Here is a 26,344-nt window from a genome sequence, read left to right as displayed (position 1 = left end):
TTGCCCTAGAGGTGGGGATGACTGATGAGCGCTGAGGGTACACGCAGGCAGATCGTGCAGGCTGCTGATCAGCTCTTTTACGAGCGCGGATTCGAGGCGACCTCATTTGCGCATATTGCCGGTGCTGTTGGCCTGTCGCGGGGCAATTTCTACTATCATTTCAAAACCAAGGACGAGATTCTTGATGCGGTGATTGCGCTCAGGATGGCGAATACGCGGGCCATGCTTGACGCGTGGGAAGCCGAAGACGATGAGCCTGTCGACCGCATCCGCAGCTTCTTCAATATCCTCATCGTGAACCGCACCAAGATCATGGCCTATGGCTGCCCCGTGGGCACGCTTTGCAATGAGCTTGCGAAGCTCGATCATGTGGCCAAGGCCGATGCCGCCGAGCTTTTCACGCTGTTTCGCGATTGGCTGAGGCGCCAGTTTGCAGCGCTTGGCAGGGGAGCGGATGCCGATGCGCTTTCCATGCATGTGCTGATGCGAAGCCAGGGTGTTGCTTCACTTGCCGCAGCCTTCCGCGATGAAGGTTTTATCCGCCGTGAGGTGGAAGACATGAGCGCGTGGCTGGACGCGGAAATTGCCGGTGGCGCACGTGCCGCCTGATCTTTTCATCATCAAGTGAACTGAGGGATATCGAATGTTTATCGTCACACTGAAATTTGCCGACAAGAGCAAGGCGCCGCAGCATATGGAAGGGCACAATGCCTGGATCAAGCGCGGTTTCGATGATGGCGTTTTCCAGTTGATCGGCAGCCTTCAGCCCAATGCCGGTGGCGCCATTCTCGCTCACGGTATAGCGCGTGAGGATCTGGAGATACGGGTGAAGGACGATCCGTTCGTTGCTGAAGGCGTCGTCAGCGCCGACATCCTGGAGATTTCGCCAGGCCGCGTCGATGAGCGGCTGTCCTTTCTGAAGGCTTAGCGCGCGGGAGATTTCGTCGCGCACTGGAAAGCCTGCAAAGTGACATTGCGTCGCTGCAATGGCGCGAAGTGAGACGCGAGGGCAGATCATCTGCTAGACAGGGCAGGTTCGCGTTGTCGCGAGACTTGGCATTCAATGGAAAGCGGATCACTCCCATGACCATTCAACTCTACGGCTTCTGGCGCTCCAACGCGGCGTTTCGCGTCCGCGTCGCGCTTGCCTTGAAAAAATTGCCTTTCGAGGAAATCGAGATCGACATCCTCTCCGGGCATCAGTTCGATGCTGCCTATGCGGAAGTAAATGCCGAGCGTGTCGTGCCGACGCTGGTTCAGGACGGTCACCGGGTCTTCCAGTCGCTGGCGATCATGGAATATCTTGATGATATCCATCCCGAGCCAAGGCTGATGCCTGTTGAAGCAAGAGAGAAAGCCTATGCCCGGTCGCTGGCGCTGGTTGCCGTCGCCGATGCCCATCCACTGATCGTGCCGCGTGTGCGCAAACATCTCGGCCAGGCATTCGGCGCCGATGCATCCGCGATCGAGGCATGGTGCCGGCATTGGACGACGGAAGGACTTGCGACCTACGAGCGCCTGCTCACCCGGCGCCCGCCCACACCCTTCGCGCTGGGCGAGACCCCTGGCATTGCCGATATCTGCATCGCCGGCCAGATCGTCTTGGCAGAGTTCAACAAGATTGACCTCTCTGCCTTTCCAGCCGTGGCGACTCTCGGAAAGCGCTGCTTCGACATGCCGGAATTTGCGGACGCCCATCCGTCCCAGCAGGCCGGCTATTCGAACCCTCACTAGAACGGCAGGCGCCTGCTATTCCTGCAGCCGAAACTCGTCCGGCAGGTTTTCCTTATAGGGATAGAACTTGAAATAGGGTAGCGCCTCTTTCAGCGCGCGGGCGAAGGAGGGGCGCTCCAGCAGGCGGCGGTAATAGGCTTCGAGCCCCGGTCGTTTCTCCGTGAAGGGCACGAGCGTGCGCGCATAGAAGAGGGCGGGTGCGGCGGCGCAGTCGGCCATGGTGAAGGCGTCGCCGGTGATCCAGGCTTTGCCGTCGATCTGCTTTTCCACCATGTCATAGGCAAGCTGCAGCATGCCGCGCGCTTCATTGACGCCGTGTGGATCGGCCGAGCCTTCCGGGCGTATCCGGTCGATGACGATCTTCTGCATCGGCACCTGCACATAGAGATCGAAGAAGCGGTCCCAGAGGCGCACCTGCAGGCCGGCATTGGTTTCCTCTGGCACGAGGGACACAGGGCCGGGATAATGCCGGTCCAGATATTCGATGATGACGCTGGTTTCGGGAATCGTGCTGTCGCGCGTCTCATCCCGCAGGATGGGGATCTTGCCGACCGGCCAGAAACGCAGAAGGTCAGCGCTCGACTGTTCGTCGGCGAGATCGACGAAGCGGTTTTCGAAGGGCGTCCCGTTCTCGTAGAGCGCGATCAGCACCTTGTGGCAGAAGGAAGCGAGCGGATGCTGGTAGAGAACGAGCGCCATGCGTTGACCTTTCCTGAAGAGATCAGGTCAGGAAATTAGCAAAGCGCCCGCAAAATGCCAGGTGGCCTTCAGCCCGTATAACGCGCCGTCACCAGATGGCCGGGGCTCGGCTGTCCCTCCTGCATGCGCACGTTGATCTCCATGATCTCGATGAGCTCGAAGCCGGTGGCGGCCAGGCGCTCGCGGATATAGGTCTCGGTGTGGATGAAGCGCTGGTGCGGGCCGACCATATAGGGGCGGCCGTCCGCCAGCCTGTCGGGCAGGGTTTCCGAAGAGAAGATGAAGATGCCGCCGGTGTTCATATTCTCGGCAGCGCCGAAGAAGAGCGGTTCGAGCGCGCCGAGATAGGGCAGCACGTCGGTGGCGGTGATCAGGTCGAAGGGGTCCTCGTCATTGTCGTCGAGGAAATCCTCGACTTCGGCGACGAAGAGCGTCTCATAGACTTCCTTCTCGTCGGCGATGACGACCATGTTTTCGGAAATGTCGATGCCGATCATCTCCTCGCAGAGATCGTTCAGCGCAGTGCCGGTGAGGCCCGTGCCGCAGCCGAGATCGAGCATGCGCTTGAAGGGGCCGAGCTTCAGATCCTGCAGGCGCTGGCGCACGAGCATCGGCACGTGATAGCCGAGCTGTTCCACCAGCACGTCCTCGAAGACTTCGGCATGCTGATCGAAGAGGGTTTCGACATAGGCGTCCGGTGCGCGAACCGGCGTTTCGCCGCGACCCATGGAGGCAATACGGACGGCCGCGCCGCCGTGATCGTCGGGATCGATTGCCAGGACTTCCTGATAGGCGTCCACGGCCGCATCGATATCGCCGGCCTTTTCAAGCGCAAGAGCGCGGTTATAGGCTTCCGCGAGAGCCTCTTCGTCGATCTTCTTTTTGTTCATGCGGGCGTTTTAGAGCCCACAGCTTACCATCGCAACTGCAATCTCAGTGCAATATGAATTCGCCCTTAAGAGAGCGCCACTCCGTTGCCGAAATGAGCCTGCGGTGGATATAGCGCACCGAATGCAGCGGTCCGTCCAGCTTCTCCTGCCAGAACTTCAGAAAACCGCGCATTTCCGGAAAGTCCGGGGCGAGGTCGTAGTCCTGCCAGATATAGGTCTGGAGAAAGGCCGGGTGATCCGGCATGCGATAGAGGATCTGGGCCGTCGTCAGCCCATAGCCCTCAAGCTGTTTTTCCATGTCCTTGTGCATTTTGTCTCGCTTGTTCTTGTTCCCACTCCGCGCTTGTTAGCGCCACATGAAATGAAATCATGCGGTGGTTAACCGAAGCTTGACAGATGCAGTGCGAAAGAGCTATTTGTTTTTGATTTCAAAGGCTTGGCAGCAGCAATAGGAGAGTGCTGCCAAATTTCTTCATCGCTTCAGGTGGCGCGTCAGACGGCGCTCGATCCAGTTCCAGAGGTGGCGCAGCGCCTCCACGATGGCGAGGTAGAAGATCGCCGCCCACAGATAGGTCTGGTAATCGAACGTGCGCGAGAAGGCGTAGCGCGTCTCGCCCATCAGGTCGAGCACGGTGATGATGGCGACGACCGCCGAGCCCTTGATCAGCAGGATGATCTCGTTGCCATACGGGCGCAGCGCCACGATGAAGGCCTGCGGCAGGATGATCTTGCGGAAGGCGATAGTCTTGTGGATGCCGAGGGCGGCGGCGGCCTCTCGCTGGCCATACGGTACGCTTTCGATGGCGCCGCGCAGGATCTCCGCCTGATAGGCCGCGGTATTGATGGTCATGGCGAAGACGCCGCAAAACCAGGCATCGCGGAAGAACCACCAGAGACCGACCGATTCCAGCTGCGGCCGGAACGCGCCGAGGCCGTAATAGACGAGGAAGAGCTGGGCGAGCAGCGGCGTCCCGCGGAAGAAATAGATATAGCCGTAGGCCAGCCAGTTCAGCACCCGGTTGTTCGACAGGCGGGCCATGGCGAGCGGCAGCGACAGGATGGCGCCGAAGAAGACGGACAGCGTAACAATGCTCAGCGTCACCCAGAGGCCATGCAGGTAGCGCGGCCCGTAGCGCGTGAACTTCTCCGGATCCCAGCCATTGATGACGGTGAAGATCAGCAGCGCCGCGAGCAGCGCCCAGAACGCGACGAGGATGTATCCGCCGAGGCGGGCAGCCGTCACCGGCTTTGCCACCGCCCGCGGTGCCGGCTGCGGCGGGATCAATGTTTCGGCGTAGCTCATCGGCGAACCTCCGAACGCTTGGCCCAGCGGTCGATATATACGAGCAGGAAGGAGGAGAGGATGGCGAGCACCAGATAGAGAACGCAGGCGATGCCATAGAAGAAGAAGGGTTCCTTGGTCACACGCACGGCCACGTTCGTCTGGCGCAGGATATCGGAAAGACTGATGATGGAGACGTAGGAGGTGTCTTTCAGCAGCACCATCCAGAGGTTCGTGAGGCCTGGCAGGGCAATGCGGATGAGCTGCGGCAGGACGATGAGGCGCAGCGTGCGGCCGCGATGCAGGCCAAGCGCATCTCCTGCCTCGTATTGACCCTTGGGAATGGCGCGGAAGGCCGAGAGCAACACTTCCGAACAGTAAGCGGAAAAGACGACCGACAGCGCGATCACGCCAGCGAAGAAGGCGTTGATTTCGACCGGCGGCCCCTCATAGCCGGCGAGATCCAGCAGATACTGGATGAGGATCTGCATGCCGTAATAGATGATGAAGAGCGTCAGAAGCTCGGGCAGACCGCGGAAGATCGTCGTGTAGACGCCGGCCGCAAGCCGAAGCGACTTCTCTTCCGATTGCTGGCCGAGCGCCACGAGGAAGCCGATGATCAGGCCGATCGGCAGAGTGACGACGGCCACGGAAACGGTGACCTGCAGGCCGAGCGCGATCTCATCGCCCCAGCCGGCATCGCCACAGGCAAGAAGCGTCGACTGACCAAACCAGGTGAAGAGGCCGACGGGTCCGCACAGCGGATCGAAAATGTGCACAAGTAGGCTCCAGAAGGAGCCGAGCGCGGAAAACAATCCGCCCATGCCAGAAGTCCCCTCACGGCTTTTGCCGTTTTGATCTTGCCACCTTTGTCAAACAAAAATGGCGGAAGAGCAAGCCTTCCGCCATTTCCTTTATCGGCCAGATAGCGAATTTATCATTCGCCGTAAACGTCGAAATCGAAGTACTTGTCCTGGATCTTCTTGTACTCGCCGCTGGCGCGGATCGCAGCGATCGCAGTGTTGAGCTTTTCCTTCAGCGGATCACCCTTGCGGATGGCGATGCCCGCGCCGTTGCCATTGATTTCCTTATCGACCGGCAGGGTCGTCAGGATCTTGCAGCAGGTGCCGGCGTCGGACTTGACCCATTCGGAGAGAACGACGACATCGTCGATGACCGCATCGACACGGCCGGCGGCGACGTCGAGCTTGTATTCGTCAGCCGTCGGGTAGAGCTTCAGCTCTGTATCGGCGAGGTGCTTTTCGGCATAGTTGGCATGGGTCGTGGAGGTCTGCGCGCCGATCACCTTGCCCTTGAGGCCGGCGACGTCAGTGATCGTCGAATCCTTCGGCACGGCGATTGCCGGCGGGGTGTTGTAATACTTGTTGGAGAAGTCGACGAGCTTGAGGCGCTCGGGGGTGATCGACATGGACGAGACGATCATATCGAACTTCTTGGCGTTCAGAGCCGGGATGATGCCGTCCCAGTCGGTGGAAACGAAGGAGCATTCGGCCTTCATTTCGGCACAGAGTGCCTTGGCGATATCGATGTCGAAGCCCTGAATGGTGCCACTGGCGTCGACAAATTCGAACGGCGGGTAGGTCGAGTCCGTACCGATCACGTATTTTTCACCGTCGGCGAGGGCCGATCCGGCGAAGAAGGACATTGCTGCGAGCGAAGCTGCAGCAAGGAGCTTGGTGGAAATGCGCATGAGGATCCTCTCTGTTGGTGGCGCCGGGTCTTTTTGTTGTTCGCCGGCGGCCGCACACTCCGACGGTGCCACCACCGTCTTGCGGCGATAATCAAACCTTTTTTCACAAAATTGCAACAGGAATCCCGCCGCAATTGTGCGGTGCGGTCGACATATCGGCCGGCGGGCCGGCCGATATGCGAGCCGATATGAACGGAGGCCGACTGCTACGTTCAGGCAGGGTTAATGCCTGTCTTTCTAGCCTCCGGAACAAATCGGCATTTTAGCGATTTGAGCTCTGCTCGACTCACAAAAAGCCGTGATTGCCGAGCAGTCAGCCTCGGTCGAAATTAAAACAAGGATGAGGAACCCTGATGGGCATGAAATCCAGACTGTTTGCCAGTGCGGCCTTTCCGCTGCTTTCCCTTGCCTTTGCGGTGCCGCCGGTGGGCGCTTACGCCGCAGTGAGCGGTGGGGTAGAGCATGGCGCTGCCGGCACTGTTGCCAATACCGTCGTTGGGGGCAGCTACGAGGTAGCGCAGGACGCATCTTCTGAAGAGGAGCTTCTGAAAAAGAAGCGGAAGCAGTCAGAAGAGCAGCAACAGGAGGCGCCCGCCGAAAAGCCGCAGAAGCGCGAAGCGCCCGCCGAAAGCGCTCCGGAACAGGAACAGAAGCCCAAGCGCCAGCGCGAGCCCGAACCGCAGGCAGAGCCGCAAGTCCAGGCACCCGCGGCTGAGGAGCCCGCACGTCCACGCCGCCAACGCGAAGCCCAGCCCGAACAGGCAGCACCCGAGCAGCAGGCCCCTGCCGCCGAAGAACCGCAGAAGCCGCGTCGCCAGAAGCAGGCACAGCCGGAACAGCAGGCCGAGCCGCAAGCTGAGCAGCCGCCGGCAGAACAGCCAAAGCGCCAGCGCGACCGCAAGCAGAATGCCGAGCAGGCAGCGCCTGACGCCCAGCAGCCGGCTGCCGAAGCCCCGGCCGCCAGCGAGGCGAATCAGCCCGCAGAAAAGCCGCGCCAGCGCCCGCAGCGCCAGAAGACAGAAACGACAGATCAGCCCGCGGAGCAGAGCACGAAACAGCCGGCAGAGCAGCGGGCAGCACCATCCGGTGAGGCACCCCTCCCGACCGAGAAGCCCGCAACGGCGGAACAGCCTGCGACAACCGAAAAGCCCGCTGCAACTGAAACGCCGGCTGAAAAGCCTGCCGCTGGCGAACAGCCCGCCAATGGTCAGCAGGCTGTCCAGCCCGCACCCGACCAGCAGCCTGAACAGCCCACTGCCATCGCGCCGCAGCCCGGTGAACAGCCGGCAGCCGTAGCGCCGCAGCAGGCCGAACAGGCGATCCCCGCGCCTGAAAAGGTGACGCCACAGGAGCTGGAGCGCCGCAAGGAGATCGCCCAGGATCCGGCCAAGAGCAGCGAGACCATCATCCTGCCGGTTGAGAATGGTGCCGCCGTTCTCGACAGCGACAAGGATGCCGACCGCAGCCAGGGCCGGCAGGGGCGTCGCGACCGGGACCGCCAGCGTGCCGACAGCCAGGATTTCAAGCTGCCGACCTCGGATGCCGAGGCTCAGTCGCTGAGCGCCACCCAACAGCGTGCGCCGGTGCAGATCGAGGCCATCACGCGTGAAGAAGGCCGGCGCATCGACCGCCGTCCGCAGTTCGCCCAGCCTGATGGCGTGCGTTACGGCGAGCGCACGGACGACAGCCGCGTCATCATCCAGTTCGGCGACCGCACCATTGTTCGCAGCGACGACGACCGCCGCTTCCTGCGTGACGGCGAACGACCGAGCTATGAGGAGCTTTCCGGCGACCGCTACCGCGAAACGATCATGCGGCCCGAAGGCTATCGCATCGTGACGATCCGCAACCGGTACGGCGACATCATTCAGCGCTCGCGTGTCGATGCCCGCGGCCGGGAGGAAGTGCTCTACTATTCGCCCGAACTCTATGAGGATCCGGATCGCGACTACTTCGAGGATCCGGGCGCCGACCTGCCGCCGATGCGCCTGCGCGTGCCGCTCAACGACTATATCATCGACACCAGCACCGACCCGGACCGCGACTATTACGAGTTCCTGAGCGAGCCGCCCGTGGAACCCGTCGAGCGCGTCTATTCGCTGAACGAGGTGAAATATTCCGCCCGTATCCGCGACAAGGTACGCCGTATCGACCTGGACACGGTAACGTTCGCAACGGGCAGCGCGGAAATCCCGATGAGCCAGGCCCGCACGCTGCGCAAGGTTGCCGATGCGATCAATGAAGTGCTCGACAAGAACAAGAGCGAGACCTTCCTGATCGAAGGCCATACCGATGCGGTGGGTTCGGACCAGAGCAACCTGATCCTGTCCGACCAGCGCGCGGAATCGGTCGCCAATGTGCTGACGGATGTCTACGGCATTCCGCCGGAGAACCTTGCGACGCAGGGCTATGGCGAGCGGTATCTGAAGGTGAATACCTTGGGGCCGAATCAGGAGAACCGGCGCGTGACCATTCGCCGTGTTACGCCGCTGGTGCGGCCGGTGGCACAGAGGTAATTCATTACCTCATAATAGGGAGGGCGGGGTCGCGAGGCCTCGCCCTTTCGTTTTGTAGTGAGGTGGGGAGGCAGGTCGCACCGATCTCTCAAACGCCAACCGGAGCACCAAGCCCAACCGTCTGCGCAACAAAATCCGCAATACCCACGGTGTCATCCAAATCAAACACAGCAAGCCCCCGAGCATCCTCGACCACATGATCGGCCGCAATCGCCACGATATGCGGATCCTCCGGCGCCAGCGGATCCCGCCTTGCGGCCTCCAGCCGCCGCGCCTCGATCTTCGGGATCGGCTCGCGCTTGTAGCCTTCGATCAGCACCAGATCACACGGCGCCAGCCGCGCCAAAATGTCCTCGAAGCTTGGTTCCGGCTCCCCGCGCAGCTCGTGCATAATGGCGTAGCGCGTGCCCGAGACGATCGTCACCTCATGGGCACCGGCCTGGCGGTGGCGGTAGCTGTCGGCGCCGACCTTGTCGATGTCGAAATCGTGGTGGGCGTGCTTGACGGTGGAAATGCGGTAGCCGCGCCGCGTAAACTCCTCGACGAGGCGCACCGAAAGCCCGGTCTTGCCGGAATTCTTCCAGCCGGCGATGCCGAAGATCTTCTGTGTCATCCTGCCATCTTCCTTCTCATGCGCGAAGGGCCTCCAGCCAGCGTTCGGCCTCCATTAGATCATCTGATGTGTTGATGTTAAAGAAGGGATCGAGAACGCTGGCGCGGGTCGGATGCAGCGGGAAGGGCACTTCCGCAACGTCATGACGCAAGAGGAAGTCGCGGACGCGGCGCTTCTCGTCGGTCTTCACCCACATTTCGAGATCGGCCGCCAGTGCGGTCGGCCAAAGGCCGAAGACCGGATGGCTGCGGCCTTGCGAGGCAGCGATGGCGATGCGATCCGGATGGTCGACCACGCTCGCAAGCCGGCTGACGAGATCGGCAGGGAAGAAGGGGCAATCGACCGAGACGGTGACGACGTGGGTGGCGGGCAGGCCGGCGCCATAGACCATCGCCGCGTGGATGCCGGCCATCGGTCCCGCCTTGCCTGCTATACGGTCGGAGACGACCGGCAGGTCGTGGCCGGTGGCGTCATCGGCATTGATGGCGATCTGCGTGACCTGCGGCGAAAGGCGAGACAACATGTGGTCGAGCAGGCTGCGGCCGCCCAGCGTCACGCCCGCCTTGTCGCGCCCCATCCGTGACGAGCGCCCACCGGCCAGCACAACGCCCGGAATGGTCGATTGGTCGAGCACGAAATCAGTCATGGCGATACCTCAGACATTCTCTCAGACGGGCGAACTCTTACACCGGTGAACGGGGTGCCGATTCCTGGGCAACCGGCGGCACGTGGCGCTTGGCCTCACGATAGAACGTATAGAGACCCGACGCGATCACGATGGCGGCACCCACCAGCGTCCAGAAATCGGGCACTTCGGCGAAGAAGAAGAAGCCGAGCAGGGAGGAGAAGATCAGGCTCGTATAGCGGAAGGGCGCGACGAAAGAGATTTCGCCGGTGCGCATGGCGACGATGACCGACTGGTAGCCGACAAGCACGAGCACGGAGGCGAGCAGCAGATGCGTCAGCGAGGTGACGCTGACCGGCTCCCAGCCACCGAGGAAGGGGATCATCAGCGCGCCGAAGATCGCAACCGAGATCGCCGTCACCGTCGTGATCATCAGCGACGGGATATCCTTGCTGATGCTGCGGGTGGCGAGATCACGGCCGGCCGTTGAAGCCACGCTGGCGACGCAGAGCAGCGCGGCGGCGGTAAAACCTTCCGGGCCGGGGCGGATGATGATCATGACGCCTGCGAGGCCGACGAGGATTGCCATCCAGCGCCGCCAGCCGACCGGCTCATGGAAGAAAAGCGCCGCGCCAAAGGTGACAACCAGCGGCAGCGATTGGAGGATGGCAGAGGCATTGGCGATCGGCATCATGCCGAGCGCGGTGATGTACGTGACGGCAGCGATGATCTCGCAGGCGATGCGCAGCGCGATAATGGGCTTGACCATGACGCGCCAGGGGCGCAGTGCGCCGAACTTCCAGGCGATCAGATAGACGAGGATGCTGGTGAAGAGGCCGCGAAGAAACATGATCTCGCCGGCATTCATGTAGGAAATGACCGATTTGGAGAGTGCGTCGCTTGCGGAAAAGCCGGCCATCGCCATGCTCATGTAGATGGCGCCTTCGGTATTGCGTGATCGCGGCATGCTGGAGATTCCCTTACCTTACAAGCCCTTTTAGAAGGGAACGTACGGCAAGGGAATCGGAGGAATGCCACACCTGCAATAATTCGATGCTGCAGCGCAGCGCAACCTGCCGTTAGGTAAGCGAATCCTTGTGCAGTTGCGGCAAATATAAGAAATATAAGGATAATTCCCAAATCTCTCGGCTGCCGATTAAGGTTGTATCAACCGATTCAGCGAAAGATGCAGCCACTCTCCATGATGGAGGAGGCCGCCGAACCATCCGGAATGATTGCGGAGTGGACGGTACCATCAGTTTCAAGGCGCCGCTCCCCATGCACTTCATCGACCGACTTCTGCAAAGCCGTCGTATCGTCACCAAGGTCCTGCTATTCGTCATCCCGCTCGTGGTGCTGATCGCCGGTGTCGGCATCCTCGGCTACCACACGGCCAATATCCTGAACGGTCACATGACGGTGACGCGCGCGACGATCGAAAACATTTCCGATTTCGAGAACCTCCAGGCGGCGCTGCAGGAATTCGTCTCCGACCCGTCGGATGCGAGCAAGGCCGATCTCGACAAGGCGATCGATGCGCAGGAAAGCGGTGTCGTGCGCCTGAACGGTTTGTTGAAGACCGACGACCAGCACAGCCAGCTCACCGAAGTCAGCGGCCTTGCCGCCGCCATGCGCAAGCAGCAGCAGACACTGTGGGGACTGCGTCAGACCGAGGATGCAAGCGTTGCCGCCATCAACATGACAGTGCAGGCGATCTCGGCTGCGGCTGACGAAGCCGGCGGCCAGACCGATCTCGTGCGTAAGGATTTCACCGACAAGGAAGTCTTCGCCAAGGCACTGCTTTACAATTCTGCCGCCTTCAAGTCGCTGACCGATATCATGGGCGCGATGCGGGTCGACATCCAGATGGGCTTTACGCCCGAGGAACAGATCGAGGCCGCCCAGCAGCATATTGCCGAGATCCTGAAACAGCTCGACGTCGCCAAGGCGATGGTCTCCAAGGACGGACAGCCGCTGATCGCGCAGGTCGCGGAGACAGCCGGCAAGCTCGATGCGCTCCTGAAGGGCAACGGCACGCCGGATGAGAAAGCCTCCGGCATGGCGCCGCTCTTGACCGGCTTCGTCAATACCGAGGGCCAGATGACGTTGCAGTCGGCCAAGAACAGCGATACAGCGTCCGCCCGCTTCGTCAGCCTCGACAAGAGCATTGCCGAACAGCGCGAGCTTTTGACTTCGGTCGACCAGGTGCGCGACAGCGCCGACCGGTTGCAGGTGCATGTGAGCCAGATGCTGAGCGCCCGTGATGCTGCTTCACGTGACGTGGTTCTCGCCGACCTCAAGTCGCTGACCGAAACCGCGAAGAAGATCTCCGCGCTCGGCGCCGACGACGCCGTGATGAAAGCCTTTTCAGACAAAGTCGCCCCGGCTGCCGCTTCGCTGACGTCAGGGTCTGCCGACATGCTGAAGGCGGCTGCGGACTGGAAGGCTGCCCGCCAGAAGTCTTCGGAAATCCTTTCCGGCGCCATGGCCTCGCTCCGCCAGTTCGTCAGCCAGGCGCAGGAACTCGGCAAGGAAGACAGCGAGCGTTCGGCCAATGTTTCCGTCTTTGCGATGATACTCGGGACGCTGCTGGCCATCATCGGCGGGTTGATGCTGGTCGAGACGCTGCGCGGCCCCCTGAAGCGCGTTTCCGACGTCATGACGCGGCTTGCCAATGGCGATCTCGAAGTCGCGATCGAAGGCCGCAACCGCGGTGACGAAATCGGCGACATGGTGCGTTCGGTCGCGGTCTTCCGCGATGCGGCGGTTGAAAACGTCCGCCTGGAGAAGGAAGCCGAAAGCGCACGCGCACTCTCTGCCGAGGAAGCCGGCCGCCGCGCCAGCGAACGCGCCCGCATCGAAGCCGAACAGAAACAGGCGCTGAACGCGCTCTCCGACGTGCTGCGGCAGCTCGCAGAAGGCAATCTGGAAGTCGGCATGCGCCGCGATCTCGCGACTGATTTCATCGACATGGCCGATACCTACAACCACGCCGTCGAGGCACTGCGCCAGACGCTGGCCGATGTGCGCGGCGCCACTGTCGAGATCAAGGGCGGCACGGGCAATCTTGCATCGTCTGCGGACGATCTCGCCCGCCGTACCGAACAGCAGGCGGCGGCGCTTGAAGAAAGCTCGCGGGCGCTGCGGCACCTGAGCGACGTCGTGCGCTCCACCGCCGACCGCGCCAAACAGACGGCGCAATCCGTAGATCAGACGCAGGTTTTCGCCAGCCGCTCCGGCGAGGTCGTCGCCAAGGCGGTCCATGCGATGGGCGAGATCAACCGCTCATCCGAGAAGATCGCGACGATCATCGGCGTGATCGACGAGATCGCCTTCCAGACCAACCTTCTGGCCCTGAATGCCGGCGTCGAAGCTGCGCGTGCCGGCGAGGCGGGCCGCGGCTTTGCGGTCGTGGCGCAGGAAGTGCGCGAACTGGCGCAGCGCTGCGCCAAGGCTGCCCGCGAGATCAAGGAACTGATCTCGGCAAGCTCCGGCCAGGTGCAGAGCGGCGTGGAGCTCGTTGAGGAAACCGGCCAGGCGCTCGCCGAAATCATCGCCCATGTCGGCGGCGTGCAGCGCCTCGTCGCCGAGATTTCGGCGGCCACCGGCGAACAGTCGACCGGCCTTCACGAAGTCAGCAAGGCGGTGCATGACGTCGAGCTCATCACCCAGCAGAATGCCGCAATGGTGGAAGAGAATAATGCCGAAATCCAGGGCCTGCGCCAGCGCGTCGACATGCTCTCGGACAAGGTCAACCGCTTCCGCACCGGCGACGAAGGCGAGGTGCGCGGCTATGGGCTTGCTCAGGGCCGCTGGAGCGGTCGAGCGGCATAAGCTGACGTTTCAGGAACGAGATTTAGAAGCCCGCGGTTTTCGGATTGCGGGTTTTTCTTTTGAACAATTAAGCGGGCCGGTCGTTCTTCTAGCACGTCCAACAGAGGAGATATTGGAATGGACTGGAACCGTGTTGAAGGTAACTGGAAGCAGATGAAGGGCAAGGTCAAGGAACAGTGGGGCAAGCTCACCGACGACGACCTCGACCAGATCAACGGTCGTCGTGAACAGCTCGAAGGCAAGCTGCAGGAACGCTACGGCTACGAAAAGGACCGTATCCGGCGCGACGTCGACACCTGGTACGACGGCCAGACCTGGCACTGATAACATTCAGACATCGGTAGAATTCCACTTCAGAAAGACTTGGCCCCGCTTTCGCGGGGCTTTTTTTGCTGGGAGCGTTGCGTGGAACATCCTCTACTCCGTCATTCCTGTGCTTGTCACAGGAATCCAGCCACCGCGCGTCGGCGCGGTGAACGACTCATTGCGGCGATGAAAAATAGTCTCCCATAACCAAGGACTTGGGCACACTGGATTCCTGTGACAAGCACAGGAATGACGCGGAGAAGGCAAGCGGTGGCGCTTAAAGAGACTCCGTGCTGCCGAACTCTGCGAGGCTTGTCACCCCCCCGTAACGCTCATGTGCCTGGCAACGGCGGGCCTGTTATGGGTGCGGTCGATGATGAAATCGTGGCCCTTGGGCTTGCGGGTGATCGCCTCGTCGATGGCCGCATGCAGCAGACCGTCGTCTTCGGTGGCGCGCAATGCGGCGCGTAGGTCGGCGGCGTCGTTCTGGCCGAGGCACATATAGAGCGTGCCGGTGCAGGTCAGGCGCACGCGGTTGCAGCTCTCGCAGAAATTATGGGTGAGCGGCGTGATGAAGCCGAGGCGGCCGCCGGTTTCGGCAACGCGGACATAGCGGGCAGGCCCGCCGGTCTGGTAGTCGATATCGGTGAGGGTGAACTGCGCTTCGAGATCGGCGCGCAGCTTGGAGAGCGGCAGGTACTGGTCGGTGCGGTCTTCTTCGATCTCGCCCATCGGCATGGTTTCGATGACGGTGAGATCCATGCCGCGGCCATGCGCGAAACGCAGCATGGCGGGCATTTCCGCCTCGTTGAAATCCTTCAGTGCCACGGCATTGAGCTTGATCTTCAGGCCGGCCTTCTGGGCGGCATCAATGCCTTCCATCACCTTGGCGAAATCGCCCCAGCGGGTGATCCTGCGGAACTTGTCGGGATCGAGCGTGTCGAGCGAGACGTTGATGCGGCGCACGCCGCAATCGTAGAGCTCTTGCGCATGGCGGGCGAGCTGCGAGCCGTTGGTGGTGATCGTCAGCTCATCCAAGCCGGAGCCGATCTGCTTTCCGAGTTGGCGCATCAGATACATGATATTCTTGCGCACCAGCGGCTCACCGCCAGTCAGCCTTATCTTGCGCACGCCCTTGGCGATAAAGGCGGAACAGAGCCGGTCGAGCTCTTCCAGCGTCAGCAGATCCTTCTTCGGCAGGAAGGTCATGTTTTCCGCCATGCAATAGGTGCAGCGGAAGTCGCAGCGATCGGTGACGGAGACGCGCAGATACGTCACCGCCCGCCCGAAGGGGTCGATCATCGGGGCTGCATCAGCAACAAGCGGCGCGGCACTGCCTATCGTTCCGACTCTGGTGTTCACGTCAATCTCCGTACTCACGTCAATGTGGGCATATGCTATTGTGGCGTCAAGGGAAACAGGCCACGGCGCCAAGCGAATTTGAGCTTGCGCTGAAAAAGATCCGCGCCTACTCCTCGCATCAGAAGAGGACATCATGATGAGCGATATCTGGCCGACCGAACTTAAGGTATCGAAAGACCGCCAAAGGCTGGTGGTAAGCTTCAACGACGGGCAGAGCTTCGATCTCTCGGCCGAGCTCTTGCGCGTGCTGTCGCCATCGGCCGAGGTACAGGGGCACGGTCCGGGGCAAAAGGTGACGGTGCCGGGCAAGCGCAACGTTGCCATCGTCTCCGTCATCCCCACAGGCAATTATGCCGTGCGCATCGGCTTCGACGACATGCACGATACCGGCATCTATACATGGACGTATCTGCGCGAACTCGGCGAGCGCGGCTTCGAGCTCTTCTCGGCCTATGAAGAAGAGCTTGCGGCCAAGGGAATGAGCCGGGACGTAGCGGAAAAGCCGCGCTGATCGCGATAGACTCAAGGGCAGACGAGGGGCACATGGCGGAAACACAGAAGAGCTGGCTGCGAGCCCACGGGCATACCGGTAGCAGGGTCACATTCCTGGAACTCTTCTTCGATCTCGTTTTCGTCTTTTCCATCTCGCAGTTATCGCACGCGCTTTTTGCCCATTATACGCCGCTCGGTGCCGTGGAAGCGGCGCTGATGATGTTTGCGGTCTGGTGGGTGTGGATCTTCACCGCCTGGGTGACGAACTGGCTCGATCCGGAGCGCATGCCGGTGCGATCAATGCTGATCGTGCTGATGCTGTTCGGCCTCGTGCTCTCGGCCTCCATTCCCGAAGCCTTCGGCGAGAAGGGCCTGCTCTTCGCCTCAGCCTATGTGCTGATGCAGGTCGGCCGCTCGCTCTTCACTACCTATGCGATGCGGGCTGCCGGCCGTTCGGCCACCATCAACTTCGTGCGCATCACCACCTACCTTGCCGTTGCCGGCGTGTTCTGGATATCAGGCGGGCTTCTGGAGCATGAGGCGCGGCTGATCTGCTGGGTGATCGCGCTCTTGATCGAATATTCCGGGCCGGCGCTCGGATTTGCGGTGCCCGGCCTCGGCAAGTCCAAGACAGAAGAGTGGGACGTTTCCGGCGCGCATATGGCGGAGCGCTGCGCGCTCTTCATCATCATCTGCCTCGGCGAAGCGATCCTCGTTTCCGGCCGCACCTTCTCCGAAATGGAATTCTCGGTCATGACCGGGGTTGTCTTCCTGATCGGCTTCATCGGCACGGTCGCCATGTGGTGGCTGTATTTCCGCTTCGGCCATGAGCGGGCGGCGCATCGCATCGAGCATGAGGATACGCCGGGGAGCCTCGCGCGGCAGGCCTTCACCTATGCGCATATCCCGATCCTGGCAGGCATCATCGTGCATGCAGTGGCGGTGGAATTCATGTTCGAGCATCCGCATGAGACCGGCAATCTCGCCATCGCCGCCTCCGTACTCGGCGGCTCCGGCCTCTTCCTGATCGGCAATCTCTGGTTCAAGGGGGCGACCAGCGGGCACCTGCCGCTCTCGCATCTCGCCGGCATCGTGATCCTGATCCTCTGCGCTTTCTTTGCGCCCTTCATGCAGGTCTACGTGATGGGCATTCTGGCGGCGCTGGTGCTGATCGTCGTAGCGGCCTGGGAGTACAAATCGCTGACGCGCGCGCCGTCCGGGCCGGCGCTGCATTAGTCAATCCTCGTCCCGCAAATCCTGCAGCAACACGCCGATGATGCGCTCCATCGAATCGGCGGTTGCCATGCATTGCTCGATCGGCTCGGCCGACAATGTGCGCTCGATGAGCGCGGTCTGTATGGCCATGGCCTCTTCGGTCAGCCTGCGGCCTTCTGACGTGAGGTGCAGCCGCAGCACGCGCTTGTCGCGCTCGTCGTCGCGGCGGATGATCAGGCCGCGCTTTTCCATCTGCGGCAGCAGCATGCTCATATTGGAGCGGCCGACGAGCAGCTTGCGCGCCAGCTCCTGCTGCGAAATACCTTCGAAGCGGTAGAGATTGACGAGAATATCGAGATGCGGCGGCTTGATATCGAGATCGGAGAGCGAGCGCGCCAGCGACTGTTGCATGAGCTGGCAGGCGCGAGCCACCGCGATCCAGCTTCTAAAACGCGGATGATCCCAGGGGAGGGATTGATTTTTGTTCATCGTTGTACTTTATTGTTCAGTGTTGAACATTATCGGATTCCCATCATGGCAAACTTTGCGCTTGAGGTCACCCGCCTCGGATTTTCGCTCATGCAATCCGTTTCCCCGCGTCTTGCCGGCGAGGCGGCCTTCCGGCTGTTTTGCCGAACGCCATCCGCCAGGCCCAAAGGCAAGAAGGCAAGGGCGGCGCATGCAGCGGGTGTCGCGAAGCTTGCAGATGCGGAACGGTTCGTGCTGCCCGTCGAGGGCAAGCGCGCGCATGCCTACCGGCTGAATGGCGGCGCGCTCGGCCGGCGCAAACGTTATCTCGTCACCCATGGCTGGGGCTCCGGCATGGCCTATATGGCCGATCTCGTGACGATGCTGGCGGCTACGGGTGCCGAAGTGATCGCGCTCGATTTTCCGGGCCATGGGCGATCGGGCGGACGCTTCCTACATATGGCGCTTGCGGTGAAGGCGATTGCCGCAGCCGAGGCCCGCTTCGGCCGGTTCGATGCGGTCATTGGTCATTCCTTCGGTGGCGCGGCGTTGATGGTTTCGGCCCTGGCCATGCTGCCGGATGTGAAGCCCGTCTCGGCCGAACGTTTGGTACTGATCGGCTCACCCAGTGAAATGCAGTGGCTGTTTACCGATTTCGGCCGGATGCTGCGGCTGAAACCGGCGGCACAGGAAGCGCTTGAGGATGTCGTGTATCGTATCACCGGTCGGAGACTTGAGGATTTTGACGCCGGAAAACGGGCCAATCACGTCGGCAAGCCGGTGCTCGTCATCCATGCCGAGGACGACAAGGAAGTGAGTGCTGCCCATGCTCGTCGTTATGCGGCATCAGGCGGGCATGTGCGGCTCTCTTGGGCCAACGGTTTCGGCCACCGGCGCATCATGTCGGCAGGTCCGGTGCTGAGCGAGGTCGCGGCGTTCCTCGCGGAGGAAGACATCAAAAAAGATGCTGAGATCATTCCGATTTTTGAGCTTCCGGCGCGTCGCGCATCGGTGTAGCGTCCGCCCGGCCGCAGCTCGGGCGGCCGGCACTATGGCGGGATATCCATGAAAATCATCGGCAGTATCGAGGAGCTCAGCGAAATCTATGGCGCGGGGCTGTCGCAGGCCTCCGTCGACAAGGTGACGAAGGCGCTGACGCCCCTCTACCGGGGCATGATCGAGATGTCGCCCTTCGCGGCGCTTGCGACCGTCGGCCCGGAAGGGCTCGACTGCTCGCCGCGCGGCGATCTCGGCGGGGTGGTGCGCATCATCGACGATAGGACGCTGCATCTGCCCGACTGGCGCGGCAACAACCGCGTCGATTCGCTTTCCAACATCGTGCGCGATCCGCGCCTGTCGCTGATGTTCCTCATTCCGGGCTCCAACACGGTCATGCGCATCAATGGCCGCGGCGTCGTCTCCAATGACGAGGCGCTGCTTGCAAGTTTCGAGATGGACGGCAAACATCCGCGCACGGTCATCGTCATCAGCATCGTCGAGGTTTATTTCCAGTGCGCCCGCGCCGTCATGCGCGCCGAACTCTGGAATGCCGACCACTTCGTCGATCCCGCCAGCCTGCCGACGCCCGGCCAGATGCTGAAGGATGCGGTGGGTGATTTCGACCACGAGACTTATGACCGGGAATGGCCGGCGCGCGCTGCAAAGACGATGTGGTGAGGGCGCCATCTCCTTCTCCCTCATTCCTGTGCTCGTCACAGGAATCCAGTCTGCCCAAGTCCTTGGGCAGGAGAGACTTTTTCTCTGGCAGCACATGAGTCATTCACCGCGCAGCCGCGCGGTGGCTGGATTCCTGTGATATCCCTCGCGCTGGCGCGAGGACACAGGAATGAGGGAGGAGAGGTTAGCGGCGCCGACGCCCGTTTGCACAAGCGGGCTGCTTTCTGCCTGATATGGGCTTTCCTTCGCAACGGCCTGATGCGATTGCGCGGAGGAATCGGTGGAAGTGTTCCTTGGAACTCTGGACGAGGCGCCGAACGGCATCGGCCCCATGGTCGAAGTCTGGACGGTCAGGCGCGAGCCCTGGCTGCCGCCGATCCCGAACGTCCGGCTTTACGACGAAAACGAACACGCGCCGTAAATTCGGAACGCGGCCATAGTCGTCAATAAAACGTCGATTTGAAGGGAACGATCGCCGAGCCCATGGCGGCGGCGTCGCCTGATATCTCTGACACGATGAGCTTGGGGTGCGGGCGCGGCACGCCGTAGCGCGGGCGGCCGAAAAGTTCGGTGCGGTCGCTCAGCATCTGCGCCAGTCCCGGCGGCACCTGGCCGCCGAAGACGATTGCCTGCGGGTCGTAGATCGCCCAGATGGCGTTGACGAGACGGTTGTAGGCGGGGGTGATCTCCTCGACCCATTCCGCCACACCCGGCCATTTCGGATCGAAATGTCTGCGCAGATAGGGGATCGACGGCACGTCGACATTGTGGCGCTTGAGCTTCTCCAGGAGAAACTGCAGGGCCGGGCGGTGGAGGATCTCCTCGTCGTCGAACATGCCGGAGAATTCGCCGGCATTGCCATTGCCGCCGGCCAGAAGTTCGCCATCGTTGATCAGGCCCCCGCCAAAGCCGTAATTGAAGCTGAGATAGGCGAAGTGCCTGACGAAGCGGCCGCAGCCGAACATCGCCTCTGCAACTGCACCGGCGCTACCGCCGTTCAGCAGCCAGACGGGCTTTTTAAAAGTATCGGTCAGCAGCGGCCCGAGCTCGATCAGCGACCATTCATGCAGCGGCATCGAGGCGTTGTATTTTGTCCCTGATATCAGAGCGCCGGCAATGCCGAAGCCGATACCGAAGAAGGTCTCATCGTCGAGGCCGTTCTGCTGCTGTAGGTCCGCGATGCGGTCGCGAACGCGGTCCAGCGCCTGGTTCATGCCGAGCTCCCTCAGCGAGATGTCGCTTTCGCCGAGCACATTGCCTGACAGATCCACCAGGCAGATGTCGACCACGTCGGAATTGACGGAAATGCCCACCGAATAGGCGTGGCGGCCGTTGAGACTGAGCATGGGGCTCGGCTGGCCGCGGCCGAGGCCGGGCTTGGGAGACCCCAGCGAAACGATGCCGCGCTCGACGAGCTGGTCGATGATGCGATGGACCGATTGCTGCGTCAGGTCCGTATGGCCGGTGATCTCCGATCGCGACAGGCCGGGATTGCGCCAGATGAGTTTCAGCAGGCTGCGCTCATTCGAGGAGACGACGATTTCTTCGCCCGGACGCCGGAACCGCGAGGCGATCAACGGTTCTGGAGAATAAGCCATGACGCACCTCTAATATACTACAAAAGTGTAACACTGAAGCCGAAAGCAACCGCTGGTGACTGCATATCGGGCTTTTCTGGTCCAATCAAGCCAGATCTCGTCATCCGTTTGTTACACATAAAGTGTACTAACCCGGCCGTTCACGATCCGGATACCGATCCGGCGGGTCTCACAATTCAGGCGAGGGCAAAATGAAGATTTCCATTCTGGTGGCTGCGGCCGCCCTGATGACGGCTGCGTGTTCTTCTGCGCAAGCTGCCAATTTCGAATTCTGGTATGGCAATACGGGAAGCGTCGAAAAGGCGATCCTGGCGCAATGCGACGCCTTCAATGCGTCGCAGTCGAAAGACCATGTGACATGCGTCGGGCAGGGCAGCTACGAAGTGTCCATGCAGAAGGCGATCGCCGCCTACCGCTCCAACAAGCATCCGGTGCTGATCCAGTTCTTCGATGCCGGCACGCTCGACCTCTTGCTGTCGGACGCCGTCGTGCCGGTTCAGGACGTGCTGCCGGATGTCGACTGGAACAACTACATCAAGGGTGCACGCTCCTATTACGAGACGTCGGGCGGCAAGCTCTATTCGCAACCCTATAATGCTTCGACTCTGCTCTTCTACGTCAACAAGACCGAGCTCGAGAAAGCCGGCGTCACCGAGATGCCGAAGACCTGGGAAGACATTATCGAGGCGGCCCGCAAGCTGAAGGCATCAGGCCACGCATGCCCGTTTGTCACGGACGGCGACACCTGGCGCGTGCTCGAGCAGTTCTCCGCTCGTCACGGCCTGCCGATCGCTTCCAAGCACAACGGCTATGACGGCCTCGATGCCGAGTATGTCTTCAACACGACTTTCGCAGCCAAGCATCTCGCCAATCTCGTCGAGTGGCGCAAGGAAGGCCTCGTCAGGCTCAACACGGATACCAAGGCCGGCAACTACACGGCCGCCTTCAATGCCGGCGAATGCGCCATGATGGAAGGCTCTTCAGGCTCTTATACGGATTCGGCCAAGGCCTTTGCCGGCAAATACGAACTCGCCGTCGACATGGCGCCGATGTACAAGGGATACGAGCGCCACAATACCTTCGTCGGCGGCGCTTCCATCTACATCATGAAGGGTCATGACCAGGCAGAGATCGACGGCGCCAAGGCATTCCTCGATTTCCTGCGCAAGCCCGAGCAGCAGATGTTCATGACGGCATCGACAGGCTACGTGCCCGTCACCAACGACGTTCTCGATGCGATCGCCAGGAGCCCCGATGCGGGCTCCGCCAAATATGCGACGGCTGGTGTCGGCATCCAATCCATGAACGAGCCCGGCACGCCGGACACCCGCGGCATCCGCCTCGGCTTCTACGTGCAGTTCCGCTCGATCTTCATGGAAGAAACCCAGAAGGCATACGCCGGCACGCAGACCATGCAGGTGGCGCTCGATAACACCAAGAAGCGTGGCGACGAGCTGCTGCGCCGCTTCGAGCAGACCTACAAGACGGCAAAGCTGCCCTGATCCATGTCAGGTGCGGCGCTCCCGTCGCCGCACCTGCTTTCCTCGAAATGGACATGCGTGATGTCGTCGGAATCTTCGCTTTTCAGCCATCGCTGGCTGCCGCTTTTGCTGGCCGCCCCCATGCTGCTCTTGATCCTCATCTTCTTCTACGCACCGGTTATCCAGGCCTTCTACTGGTCCTTCTTTCTGGAGCGGCCCTTCGGCGGCGGGTCGGAATTCGTCGGCTGGGATAATTTCCGCCGTGTGCTTGCCGATCCGGAATTCTGGAATGCTGGCTGGCGCACCGTCATCTTCATGGTCGTCGCCTCGTCACTATCAGTGCTTCTGCCACTGATCCTGGCGGTCGCTGCCGACCGGAAAATCCGGCTGTCACTGACGGCCCGCAATGTGCTGGTCTGGCCGAAGGGTGTGGCGGGCGCTTCGATCGGCGTCGTCTTCGCCTTCGTCTTCAATCCCTTCGTCGGTATTCTGGCACCCATCAACCATTTTTTCCCGGGTGCCTGGGCGCCGGGTCTCGATGGAACGGATGCCTTCATCACACTCATCATCGCGCATGTCTGGGGCGGCATTCCCTTCAATTTCGTCATCCTGCTCGCCGGGCTGCAATCCATTCCGCGCACCATGTTTCAGGCGGCGGCCATGGATGGTGCCGGACCCTGGCGGCGCATCTTCGACGTGCAGCTGCCGCTGATCATGCCGCAGCTTTTCCTGACGCTGGTGCTGGAATTTACCGAAAGCGTCACCTCGGCCTTCGCGCTCATCGATACGATCACCAAGGGCGGGCCGGGCGGCTCCACAAACCTGCTGGTCTACAAGATCTATACCGATGGCTTCAGCGGATACGACCTGTCAGGCGCCTCCACCCAGACGGCCATTCTGATGATCTTCGTCGTCCTTCTCACCGCTGCGCAATTCCTGCTTCTCGGCCGCAGCGTCAACTACGAACGGTAGGAGAGAGCCATGATCGAAAACGCTCGCTCGCTCAATTTCGCCGCCAGCGCCATTCTGGCTGTCGGTATCATCTTCATTCTCGGACCGCTCTACCTGACGCTCGCCAATGCCTCGCAACCCTACGAGTTTCTGCTGCGCAACGGGCTTGCCTGGTATCCTGGCAACCATTTCATCGCCAATGTCATGCGCGTCTTTACCGAGACACGCATCCCGATCCAGATGCTGAACAGCATGCTGGTGGCGCTTTATGATGCCTTCTTCACCTGCGCGCTGTCGTTCCTGACAGCCTATGCGCTCGTCTATTTCCGCATCCGCTGGGCAGGTATCGCTTTCGCCGCAATCCTGGCGACGATCATGCTGCCGATCGATATCCGCGTCATCACCACCTATCAGGTGGCGGCGAACATCTTTTCACCACTGAATACGCTGCTTGATCTGACCGGCGCCAATGCGCTGATCGAAAGCCTGTTCGGTGCGCCGGTTCATCTCGAACTGAGCGTGCTCGACACGCATTTCGGCCTCGTGGCGCCACTGGTTGCGCATGGCACCGGCACCTTCCTGTTCCGGCAGTTCTTCCGCACGCTGCCATCGGATCTCTTCAAGGCGGCGCGCATGGATGGGGCAGGGCCGATCCGCTTCCTCTTCCATATCCTGTTGCCGATCTCGCGCAGCAGTTTTGCAGCCCTCTTCGTGCTGACCTTCCTCGGCGGCTGGACGCAGTATCTCTGGCCACTGGTGGCTGCCTCCAAGCCCGAGATGACGACGGCGGTCGTCGGCCTGGCGCGGCTTGTGCCCGACATGGAAGGCGAAGTTCCGGACTTCCCGATGATCATGGCCGGTGTCGTGGTCGTCTCGCTAATTCCCCTTGTCATGATTGCGCTTTTGCAGCGCTACCTCGTGCAGGGCCTTGTTCTTTCGGAGAAATGACGTGAACGCCATCGATACCGCCATCCGCACCGCGGCCACCAACATCACGCTTGCAGGCGTCACCAAGGCATACGACACGAAATCGACAGTCATCCCGCCGCTCGATGTCGAGTTGCGTGCCGGCGAATTCACCGTCGTACTCGGCCCATCCGGCTGCGGGAAATCCACGCTGCTGCAGATGATCGCCGGGCTCGAGACCGTCAGCGGCGGCAAGATCCTGTTCGGTAATCGCGAGGTGCAGGGCTTGGAGCCGAAGCAGCGCGGCTGCGCCATGGTCTTCCAGAATTATGCGCTCTATCCGCATATGACCGTGTTCCAGAACATGGCCTATAGCCTGCGCGTCGCCGGTCTTCCGAAGGCCGAGCGCCAGCAGCGGGTCAGCGCGGTCGCCGAAATGCTCGGGCTTTCTGCCTATCTCGACCGCAAGCCGGGACAGCTCTCGGGCGGTCAACGCCAGCGTGTGGCGATCGGCCGGGCGATCGTGCGTGAGCCCGGCGTGCTGCTCTTCGATGAGCCGCTTTCCAATCTCGATGCGCAGTTGCGTCACGATATGCGCGTCGAGCTCGCCGATCTGCACCGGCGCATCGGTGCCACCACGGTTTTCGTGACCCATGACCAGGTCGAGGCGATGACGCTCGCCGACCGAATCCTGATCCTCAACAGGGGCAGCATCGAGCAGTTCGATACGCCGAAGGCGATCTATCATCGCCCGGCCTCGGTCTTCGTCGCGAAATTCATCGGCGCGCCGCCGATGAATATCCTGCCTGTGACATCAGACGGTTCGGCGCTGCGCCTGGCAGACGGACAGGCGGTTGCAGAATACCACAAGGCGGGCAAGTTCCAGCTCGGCATTCGCCCCGAAGATATTGTCATCGAAGCGAGGGGCGCGATCAAAGGCCGGCTGCGGCATTTCGAGGATCTCGGCTCGCATGCGGTACTGGCTGCCGATCTCGCCGGCACGCCTGTTCGTATCGCCACACCCTTCGGCGCCGATATCGATCCCGCCGCTGAGCTTTCCTTCTCCTTCCCACGATCCCGGTTGCACCTGTTTGACGGCGAAACGGGGCGCGCCATTGCGGATGCATTTGCCGAGCATTGAAAGATCTATCCATGAACTACACTGACTATGTGCGCGCACCCCAAAGGGAATGTGCGGTCGTGGCGCATCGCGGCATCTGGCGCGAGGCTCCCGAGAACAGCCTTGCAGCCATCGAAGCGGCGATCCGCGCGGGGTGCGATGTCGTCGAGATCGACGTGCGCCGCAGTGCCGATGGCGGGCTCTTCCTGCTGCATGACAAGACGCTTCAGCGCATGGCCGGCATCGATGCGATGGCGGAGGCGCTGAGTTCCGAGCGCCTTGCGAGCCTCACGCTGAAGAATCGCGATGGCGGCGACGGCAATGAGATGACCGGCGAGAGGCTGCCGAGCCTGCTGGATGTCTTCGATCTCACCCGCGACCGGATCTTCCTGCATCTCGATGTCAAGGACCGAGCCGTCATCCCCGAGGTCATCGCCTGTGCCCGCAACATGGGCGTCGAGGCCCAGGTGGATTTCTGGGGCAGTCTCCGCACGGCCGACGATCTTGCCTGGGTGCGCGAGACGGTCATCCCGCATGGCGTGCTGTTCATGGCGAAGTCACGGATCGGCGCTACGCATGCGGAGGCCGAGCTGGATCTGTTGTTCCGACTCGCGCCACCCGTTTGCGAAGTCTGCTTCGACCATATCGACGATATCTCGGCTCTCCATGCCCGTATCAGCGAGACGGGCATGAAGCTATGGGCCAATACGCTCGGTTCCGTCGCCTTTGCCGGCTTCACCGATACGGCCGCCATTGAGGATCCCGACGCCATCTGGGGCCGGCTCATCGAGGCCGGCATTTCGTTTATCCAGACCGATGAACCGGTTGCACTGAAATCATACCTCGCCAGCCGTCGCGGCTGAC

The 26,344-nt window shown here is 61.4% G+C and carries 28 protein-coding genes; 16 read left to right on the top strand and 12 right to left on the bottom strand.

Annotated features, from left to right (window positions below; translation table 11 throughout):
* The first annotated feature begins 24 nt into the window (after positions 1–24).
* The 3 genes from ACK9YZ_RS09770 to maiA all read left to right on the top strand — a co-directional run bounded on the left by ACK9YZ_RS09770 (position 25) and on the right by maiA (position 1,734).
* Positions 25–609, top strand: a complete 585-nt coding sequence (locus ACK9YZ_RS09770) for a TetR/AcrR family transcriptional regulator (protein ID WP_416066421.1) — start codon at positions 25–27, stop codon at positions 607–609.
* A 34-nt stretch (positions 610–643) separates the two neighbouring features.
* On the top strand, positions 644–928 hold the full coding sequence (locus ACK9YZ_RS09765; RefSeq protein ID WP_216758399.1) for a YciI family protein: 285 nt from the start codon (positions 644–646) through the stop codon (positions 926–928).
* 155 nt (positions 929–1,083) lie between these two features.
* Positions 1,084–1,734, top strand: a complete 651-nt coding sequence (gene maiA, locus ACK9YZ_RS09760) for a maleylacetoacetate isomerase (protein WP_216758398.1) — start codon at positions 1,084–1,086, stop codon at positions 1,732–1,734.
* A gap of 15 nt (positions 1,735–1,749) precedes the next feature.
* Here the strand turns inward: maiA and ACK9YZ_RS09755 are convergent, their stop codons facing one another.
* The 6 genes from ACK9YZ_RS09755 to ACK9YZ_RS09730 form a co-directional block, all read right to left on the bottom strand.
* The gene (locus tag ACK9YZ_RS09755; protein ID WP_416066420.1) at positions 1,750–2,433 is read right to left on the bottom strand and encodes a glutathione S-transferase family protein; all 684 of its coding nucleotides are present in this window, start codon (positions 2,431–2,433) and stop codon (positions 1,750–1,752) included.
* 68 nt (positions 2,434–2,501) lie between these two features.
* The gene (locus tag ACK9YZ_RS09750; protein WP_216758396.1) at positions 2,502–3,323 is read right to left on the bottom strand and encodes a class I SAM-dependent DNA methyltransferase; all 822 of its coding nucleotides are present in this window, start codon (positions 3,321–3,323) and stop codon (positions 2,502–2,504) included.
* 43 nt (positions 3,324–3,366) lie between these two features.
* Positions 3,367–3,633: an usg protein gene (locus ACK9YZ_RS09745; protein ID WP_183734805.1), complete on the bottom strand. Its 267-nt coding sequence runs from the start codon at positions 3,631–3,633 to the stop codon at positions 3,367–3,369.
* 162 nt (positions 3,634–3,795) lie between these two features.
* Positions 3,796–4,626, bottom strand: a complete 831-nt coding sequence (locus ACK9YZ_RS09740) for an ABC transporter permease (RefSeq protein ID WP_416066419.1) — start codon at positions 4,624–4,626, stop codon at positions 3,796–3,798.
* Positions 4,623–5,429 carry an ABC transporter permease gene (locus ACK9YZ_RS09735; RefSeq protein WP_216758394.1) on the bottom strand — a complete coding sequence of 269 codons (807 nt, stop codon included), beginning with the start codon at positions 5,427–5,429 and terminating at the stop codon, positions 4,623–4,625. Before ACK9YZ_RS09735 ends, ACK9YZ_RS09740 begins: the two co-directional genes overlap by 4 nt.
* A gap of 113 nt (positions 5,430–5,542) precedes the next feature.
* Positions 5,543–6,316 (bottom strand): transporter substrate-binding domain-containing protein, encoded by a 774-nt coding sequence (locus tag ACK9YZ_RS09730; RefSeq protein ID WP_416066418.1) that lies wholly within the window; start codon positions 6,314–6,316, stop codon positions 5,543–5,545.
* Between the two features lie 353 nt (positions 6,317–6,669).
* Here ACK9YZ_RS09730 and ACK9YZ_RS09725 point away from each other — a divergent pair, with 353 nt between their 5' ends.
* Positions 6,670–8,832, top strand: a complete 2,163-nt coding sequence (locus ACK9YZ_RS09725) for an OmpA family protein (protein ID WP_416066417.1) — start codon at positions 6,670–6,672, stop codon at positions 8,830–8,832.
* 88 nt (positions 8,833–8,920) lie between these two features.
* Here ACK9YZ_RS09725 and mobB read toward each other — a convergent pair whose 3' ends face one another.
* Genes mobB through ACK9YZ_RS09710 form a run of 3 tightly spaced genes read right to left on the bottom strand, consistent with a single transcriptional unit; the run spans position 8,921 to position 11,037 of the window.
* Positions 8,921–9,445, bottom strand: a complete 525-nt coding sequence (mobB, locus tag ACK9YZ_RS09720) for a molybdopterin-guanine dinucleotide biosynthesis protein B (protein ID WP_416066416.1) — start codon at positions 9,443–9,445, stop codon at positions 8,921–8,923.
* Positions 9,446–9,461: 16 nt separating this feature from the next.
* The gene (mobA, locus tag ACK9YZ_RS09715; protein WP_416066415.1) at positions 9,462–10,091 is read right to left on the bottom strand and encodes a molybdenum cofactor guanylyltransferase MobA; all 630 of its coding nucleotides are present in this window, start codon (positions 10,089–10,091) and stop codon (positions 9,462–9,464) included.
* Between the two features lie 37 nt (positions 10,092–10,128).
* Entirely contained in the window at positions 10,129–11,037 is a 909-nt protein-coding gene (locus ACK9YZ_RS09710) for a DMT family transporter (protein ID WP_216758389.1), read from the bottom strand.
* A gap of 311 nt (positions 11,038–11,348) precedes the next feature.
* Here ACK9YZ_RS09710 and ACK9YZ_RS09705 point away from each other — a divergent pair, with 311 nt between their 5' ends.
* The gene (locus tag ACK9YZ_RS09705; protein ID WP_416066715.1) at positions 11,349–13,904 is read left to right on the top strand and encodes a methyl-accepting chemotaxis protein; all 2,556 of its coding nucleotides are present in this window, start codon (positions 11,349–11,351) and stop codon (positions 13,902–13,904) included.
* A gap of 117 nt (positions 13,905–14,021) precedes the next feature.
* On the top strand, positions 14,022–14,228 hold the full coding sequence (locus ACK9YZ_RS09700) for a CsbD family protein (RefSeq protein ID WP_216758388.1): 207 nt from the start codon (positions 14,022–14,024) through the stop codon (positions 14,226–14,228).
* A 297-nt stretch (positions 14,229–14,525) separates the two neighbouring features.
* Here the strand turns inward: ACK9YZ_RS09700 and moaA are convergent, their stop codons facing one another.
* Positions 14,526–15,572, bottom strand: a complete 1,047-nt coding sequence (moaA, locus tag ACK9YZ_RS09695) for a GTP 3',8-cyclase MoaA (protein ID WP_416066414.1) — start codon at positions 15,570–15,572, stop codon at positions 14,526–14,528.
* A gap of 136 nt (positions 15,573–15,708) precedes the next feature.
* Here moaA and ACK9YZ_RS09690 point away from each other — a divergent pair, with 136 nt between their 5' ends.
* Both ACK9YZ_RS09690 and ACK9YZ_RS09685 read left to right on the top strand, forming a co-directional pair.
* The gene (locus ACK9YZ_RS09690) at positions 15,709–16,083 is read left to right on the top strand and encodes a gamma-butyrobetaine hydroxylase-like domain-containing protein (RefSeq protein ID WP_416066714.1); all 375 of its coding nucleotides are present in this window, start codon (positions 15,709–15,711) and stop codon (positions 16,081–16,083) included.
* A gap of 32 nt (positions 16,084–16,115) precedes the next feature.
* On the top strand, positions 16,116–17,300 hold the full coding sequence (locus tag ACK9YZ_RS09685; RefSeq protein ID WP_416066413.1) for a low temperature requirement protein A: 1,185 nt from the start codon (positions 16,116–16,118) through the stop codon (positions 17,298–17,300).
* Here ACK9YZ_RS09685 and ACK9YZ_RS09680 read toward each other — a convergent pair whose 3' ends face one another.
* Positions 17,301–17,768 (bottom strand): MarR family winged helix-turn-helix transcriptional regulator, encoded by a 468-nt coding sequence (locus ACK9YZ_RS09680; protein WP_216758847.1) that lies wholly within the window; start codon positions 17,766–17,768, stop codon positions 17,301–17,303.
* A 45-nt stretch (positions 17,769–17,813) separates the two neighbouring features.
* Here ACK9YZ_RS09680 and ACK9YZ_RS09675 point away from each other — a divergent pair, with 45 nt between their 5' ends.
* From ACK9YZ_RS09675 to ACK9YZ_RS09665, 3 genes are all read left to right on the top strand, one after another.
* Positions 17,814–18,764, top strand: a complete 951-nt coding sequence (locus tag ACK9YZ_RS09675; RefSeq protein WP_416066412.1) for an alpha/beta hydrolase — start codon at positions 17,814–17,816, stop codon at positions 18,762–18,764.
* Positions 18,765–18,812: 48 nt separating this feature from the next.
* Entirely contained in the window at positions 18,813–19,424 is a 612-nt protein-coding gene (locus ACK9YZ_RS09670) for a pyridoxamine 5'-phosphate oxidase family protein (RefSeq protein ID WP_416066411.1), read from the top strand.
* A gap of 280 nt (positions 19,425–19,704) precedes the next feature.
* Positions 19,705–19,845: a hypothetical protein gene (locus tag ACK9YZ_RS09665; protein ID WP_416066410.1), complete on the top strand. Its 141-nt coding sequence runs from the start codon at positions 19,705–19,707 to the stop codon at positions 19,843–19,845.
* 22 nt (positions 19,846–19,867) lie between these two features.
* Here ACK9YZ_RS09665 and ACK9YZ_RS09660 read toward each other — a convergent pair whose 3' ends face one another.
* Complete coding sequence (locus tag ACK9YZ_RS09660; protein WP_216758381.1) at positions 19,868–21,022, bottom strand: ROK family transcriptional regulator; 1,155 nt, start codon at positions 21,020–21,022, stop codon at positions 19,868–19,870.
* Between the two features lie 191 nt (positions 21,023–21,213).
* On the opposite strand from ACK9YZ_RS09660, the gene ACK9YZ_RS09655 reads away from it, so the two are divergent.
* The 5 genes from ACK9YZ_RS09655 to ACK9YZ_RS09635 are packed head-to-tail and all read left to right on the top strand — an operon-like array spanning position 21,214 to position 26,343.
* Complete coding sequence (locus tag ACK9YZ_RS09655) at positions 21,214–22,524, top strand: extracellular solute-binding protein (RefSeq protein ID WP_216758380.1); 1,311 nt, start codon at positions 21,214–21,216, stop codon at positions 22,522–22,524.
* Positions 22,525–22,584: 60 nt separating this feature from the next.
* On the top strand, positions 22,585–23,475 hold the full coding sequence (locus ACK9YZ_RS09650) for a carbohydrate ABC transporter permease (RefSeq protein ID WP_216758379.1): 891 nt from the start codon (positions 22,585–22,587) through the stop codon (positions 23,473–23,475).
* A gap of 9 nt (positions 23,476–23,484) precedes the next feature.
* Complete coding sequence (locus ACK9YZ_RS09645; RefSeq protein ID WP_416066409.1) at positions 23,485–24,402, top strand: ABC transporter permease subunit; 918 nt, start codon at positions 23,485–23,487, stop codon at positions 24,400–24,402.
* A gap of 1 nt (position 24,403) precedes the next feature.
* Positions 24,404–25,501: an ABC transporter ATP-binding protein gene (locus ACK9YZ_RS09640; RefSeq protein ID WP_416066408.1), complete on the top strand. Its 1,098-nt coding sequence runs from the start codon at positions 24,404–24,406 to the stop codon at positions 25,499–25,501.
* A gap of 11 nt (positions 25,502–25,512) precedes the next feature.
* On the top strand, positions 25,513–26,343 hold the full coding sequence (locus tag ACK9YZ_RS09635) for a glycerophosphodiester phosphodiesterase family protein (protein WP_416066407.1): 831 nt from the start codon (positions 25,513–25,515) through the stop codon (positions 26,341–26,343).
* Position 26,344: the final 1 nt, after the last annotated feature.

Source organism: Rhizobium sp. ZK1 (assembly GCF_047782645.1).
In the GTDB taxonomy this organism is placed as follows: Bacteria; Pseudomonadota; Alphaproteobacteria; order Rhizobiales; family Rhizobiaceae; genus Rhizobium.
The sequence above is the reverse complement of the archived record's forward strand: the minus strand, read 5'-3'. Positions and strand labels throughout refer to the sequence as shown.

Bases quoted from the DNA above. Each gene is read 5' to 3' on its own strand.
- ACK9YZ_RS09690 (WP_416066714.1), top strand. From the start codon at position 15,709: ATGAGCGATATCTGGCCGACCGAACTTAAGGTATCGAAAGACCGCCAA.
- ACK9YZ_RS09725 (WP_416066417.1), top strand. From the start codon at position 6,670: ATGGGCATGAAATCCAGACTGTTTGCCAGTGCGGCCTTTCCGCTGCTT.
- mobB (WP_416066416.1), bottom strand. From the start codon at position 9,445: ATGACACAGAAGATCTTCGGCATCGCCGGCTGGAAGAATTCCGGCAAG.
- ACK9YZ_RS09700 (WP_216758388.1), top strand. From the start codon at position 14,022: ATGGACTGGAACCGTGTTGAAGGTAACTGGAAGCAGATGAAGGGCAAG.
- maiA (WP_216758398.1), top strand. From the start codon at position 1,084: ATGACCATTCAACTCTACGGCTTCTGGCGCTCCAACGCGGCGTTTCGC.
- ACK9YZ_RS09730 (WP_416066418.1), bottom strand. From the start codon at position 6,316: ATGCGCATTTCCACCAAGCTCCTTGCTGCAGCTTCGCTCGCAGCAATG.
- ACK9YZ_RS09745 (WP_183734805.1), bottom strand. From the start codon at position 3,633: ATGCACAAGGACATGGAAAAACAGCTTGAGGGCTATGGGCTGACGACG.
- ACK9YZ_RS09650 (WP_216758379.1), top strand. From the start codon at position 22,585: ATGTCGTCGGAATCTTCGCTTTTCAGCCATCGCTGGCTGCCGCTTTTG.
- ACK9YZ_RS09765 (WP_216758399.1), top strand. From the start codon at position 644: ATGTTTATCGTCACACTGAAATTTGCCGACAAGAGCAAGGCGCCGCAG.
- ACK9YZ_RS09755 (WP_416066420.1), bottom strand. From the start codon at position 2,433: ATGGCGCTCGTTCTCTACCAGCATCCGCTCGCTTCCTTCTGCCACAAG.
- ACK9YZ_RS09675 (WP_416066412.1), top strand. From the start codon at position 17,814: ATGGCAAACTTTGCGCTTGAGGTCACCCGCCTCGGATTTTCGCTCATG.
- ACK9YZ_RS09740 (WP_416066419.1), bottom strand. From the start codon at position 4,626: ATGAGCTACGCCGAAACATTGATCCCGCCGCAGCCGGCACCGCGGGCG.
- ACK9YZ_RS09705 (WP_416066715.1), top strand. From the start codon at position 11,349: ATGCACTTCATCGACCGACTTCTGCAAAGCCGTCGTATCGTCACCAAG.
- ACK9YZ_RS09685 (WP_416066413.1), top strand. From the start codon at position 16,116: ATGGCGGAAACACAGAAGAGCTGGCTGCGAGCCCACGGGCATACCGGT.
- ACK9YZ_RS09635 (WP_416066407.1), top strand. From the start codon at position 25,513: ATGAACTACACTGACTATGTGCGCGCACCCCAAAGGGAATGTGCGGTC.
- ACK9YZ_RS09680 (WP_216758847.1), bottom strand. From the start codon at position 17,768: ATGAACAAAAATCAATCCCTCCCCTGGGATCATCCGCGTTTTAGAAGC.
- ACK9YZ_RS09670 (WP_416066411.1), top strand. From the start codon at position 18,813: ATGAAAATCATCGGCAGTATCGAGGAGCTCAGCGAAATCTATGGCGCG.
- ACK9YZ_RS09660 (WP_216758381.1), bottom strand. From the start codon at position 21,022: ATGGCTTATTCTCCAGAACCGTTGATCGCCTCGCGGTTCCGGCGTCCG.
- ACK9YZ_RS09710 (WP_216758389.1), bottom strand. From the start codon at position 11,037: ATGCCGCGATCACGCAATACCGAAGGCGCCATCTACATGAGCATGGCG.
- ACK9YZ_RS09655 (WP_216758380.1), top strand. From the start codon at position 21,214: ATGAAGATTTCCATTCTGGTGGCTGCGGCCGCCCTGATGACGGCTGCG.
- mobA (WP_416066415.1), bottom strand. From the start codon at position 10,091: ATGACTGATTTCGTGCTCGACCAATCGACCATTCCGGGCGTTGTGCTG.
- ACK9YZ_RS09735 (WP_216758394.1), bottom strand. From the start codon at position 5,429: ATGGGCGGATTGTTTTCCGCGCTCGGCTCCTTCTGGAGCCTACTTGTG.
- ACK9YZ_RS09645 (WP_416066409.1), top strand. From the start codon at position 23,485: ATGATCGAAAACGCTCGCTCGCTCAATTTCGCCGCCAGCGCCATTCTG.
- ACK9YZ_RS09750 (WP_216758396.1), bottom strand. From the start codon at position 3,323: ATGAACAAAAAGAAGATCGACGAAGAGGCTCTCGCGGAAGCCTATAAC.
- ACK9YZ_RS09770 (WP_416066421.1), top strand. From the start codon at position 25: ATGAGCGCTGAGGGTACACGCAGGCAGATCGTGCAGGCTGCTGATCAG.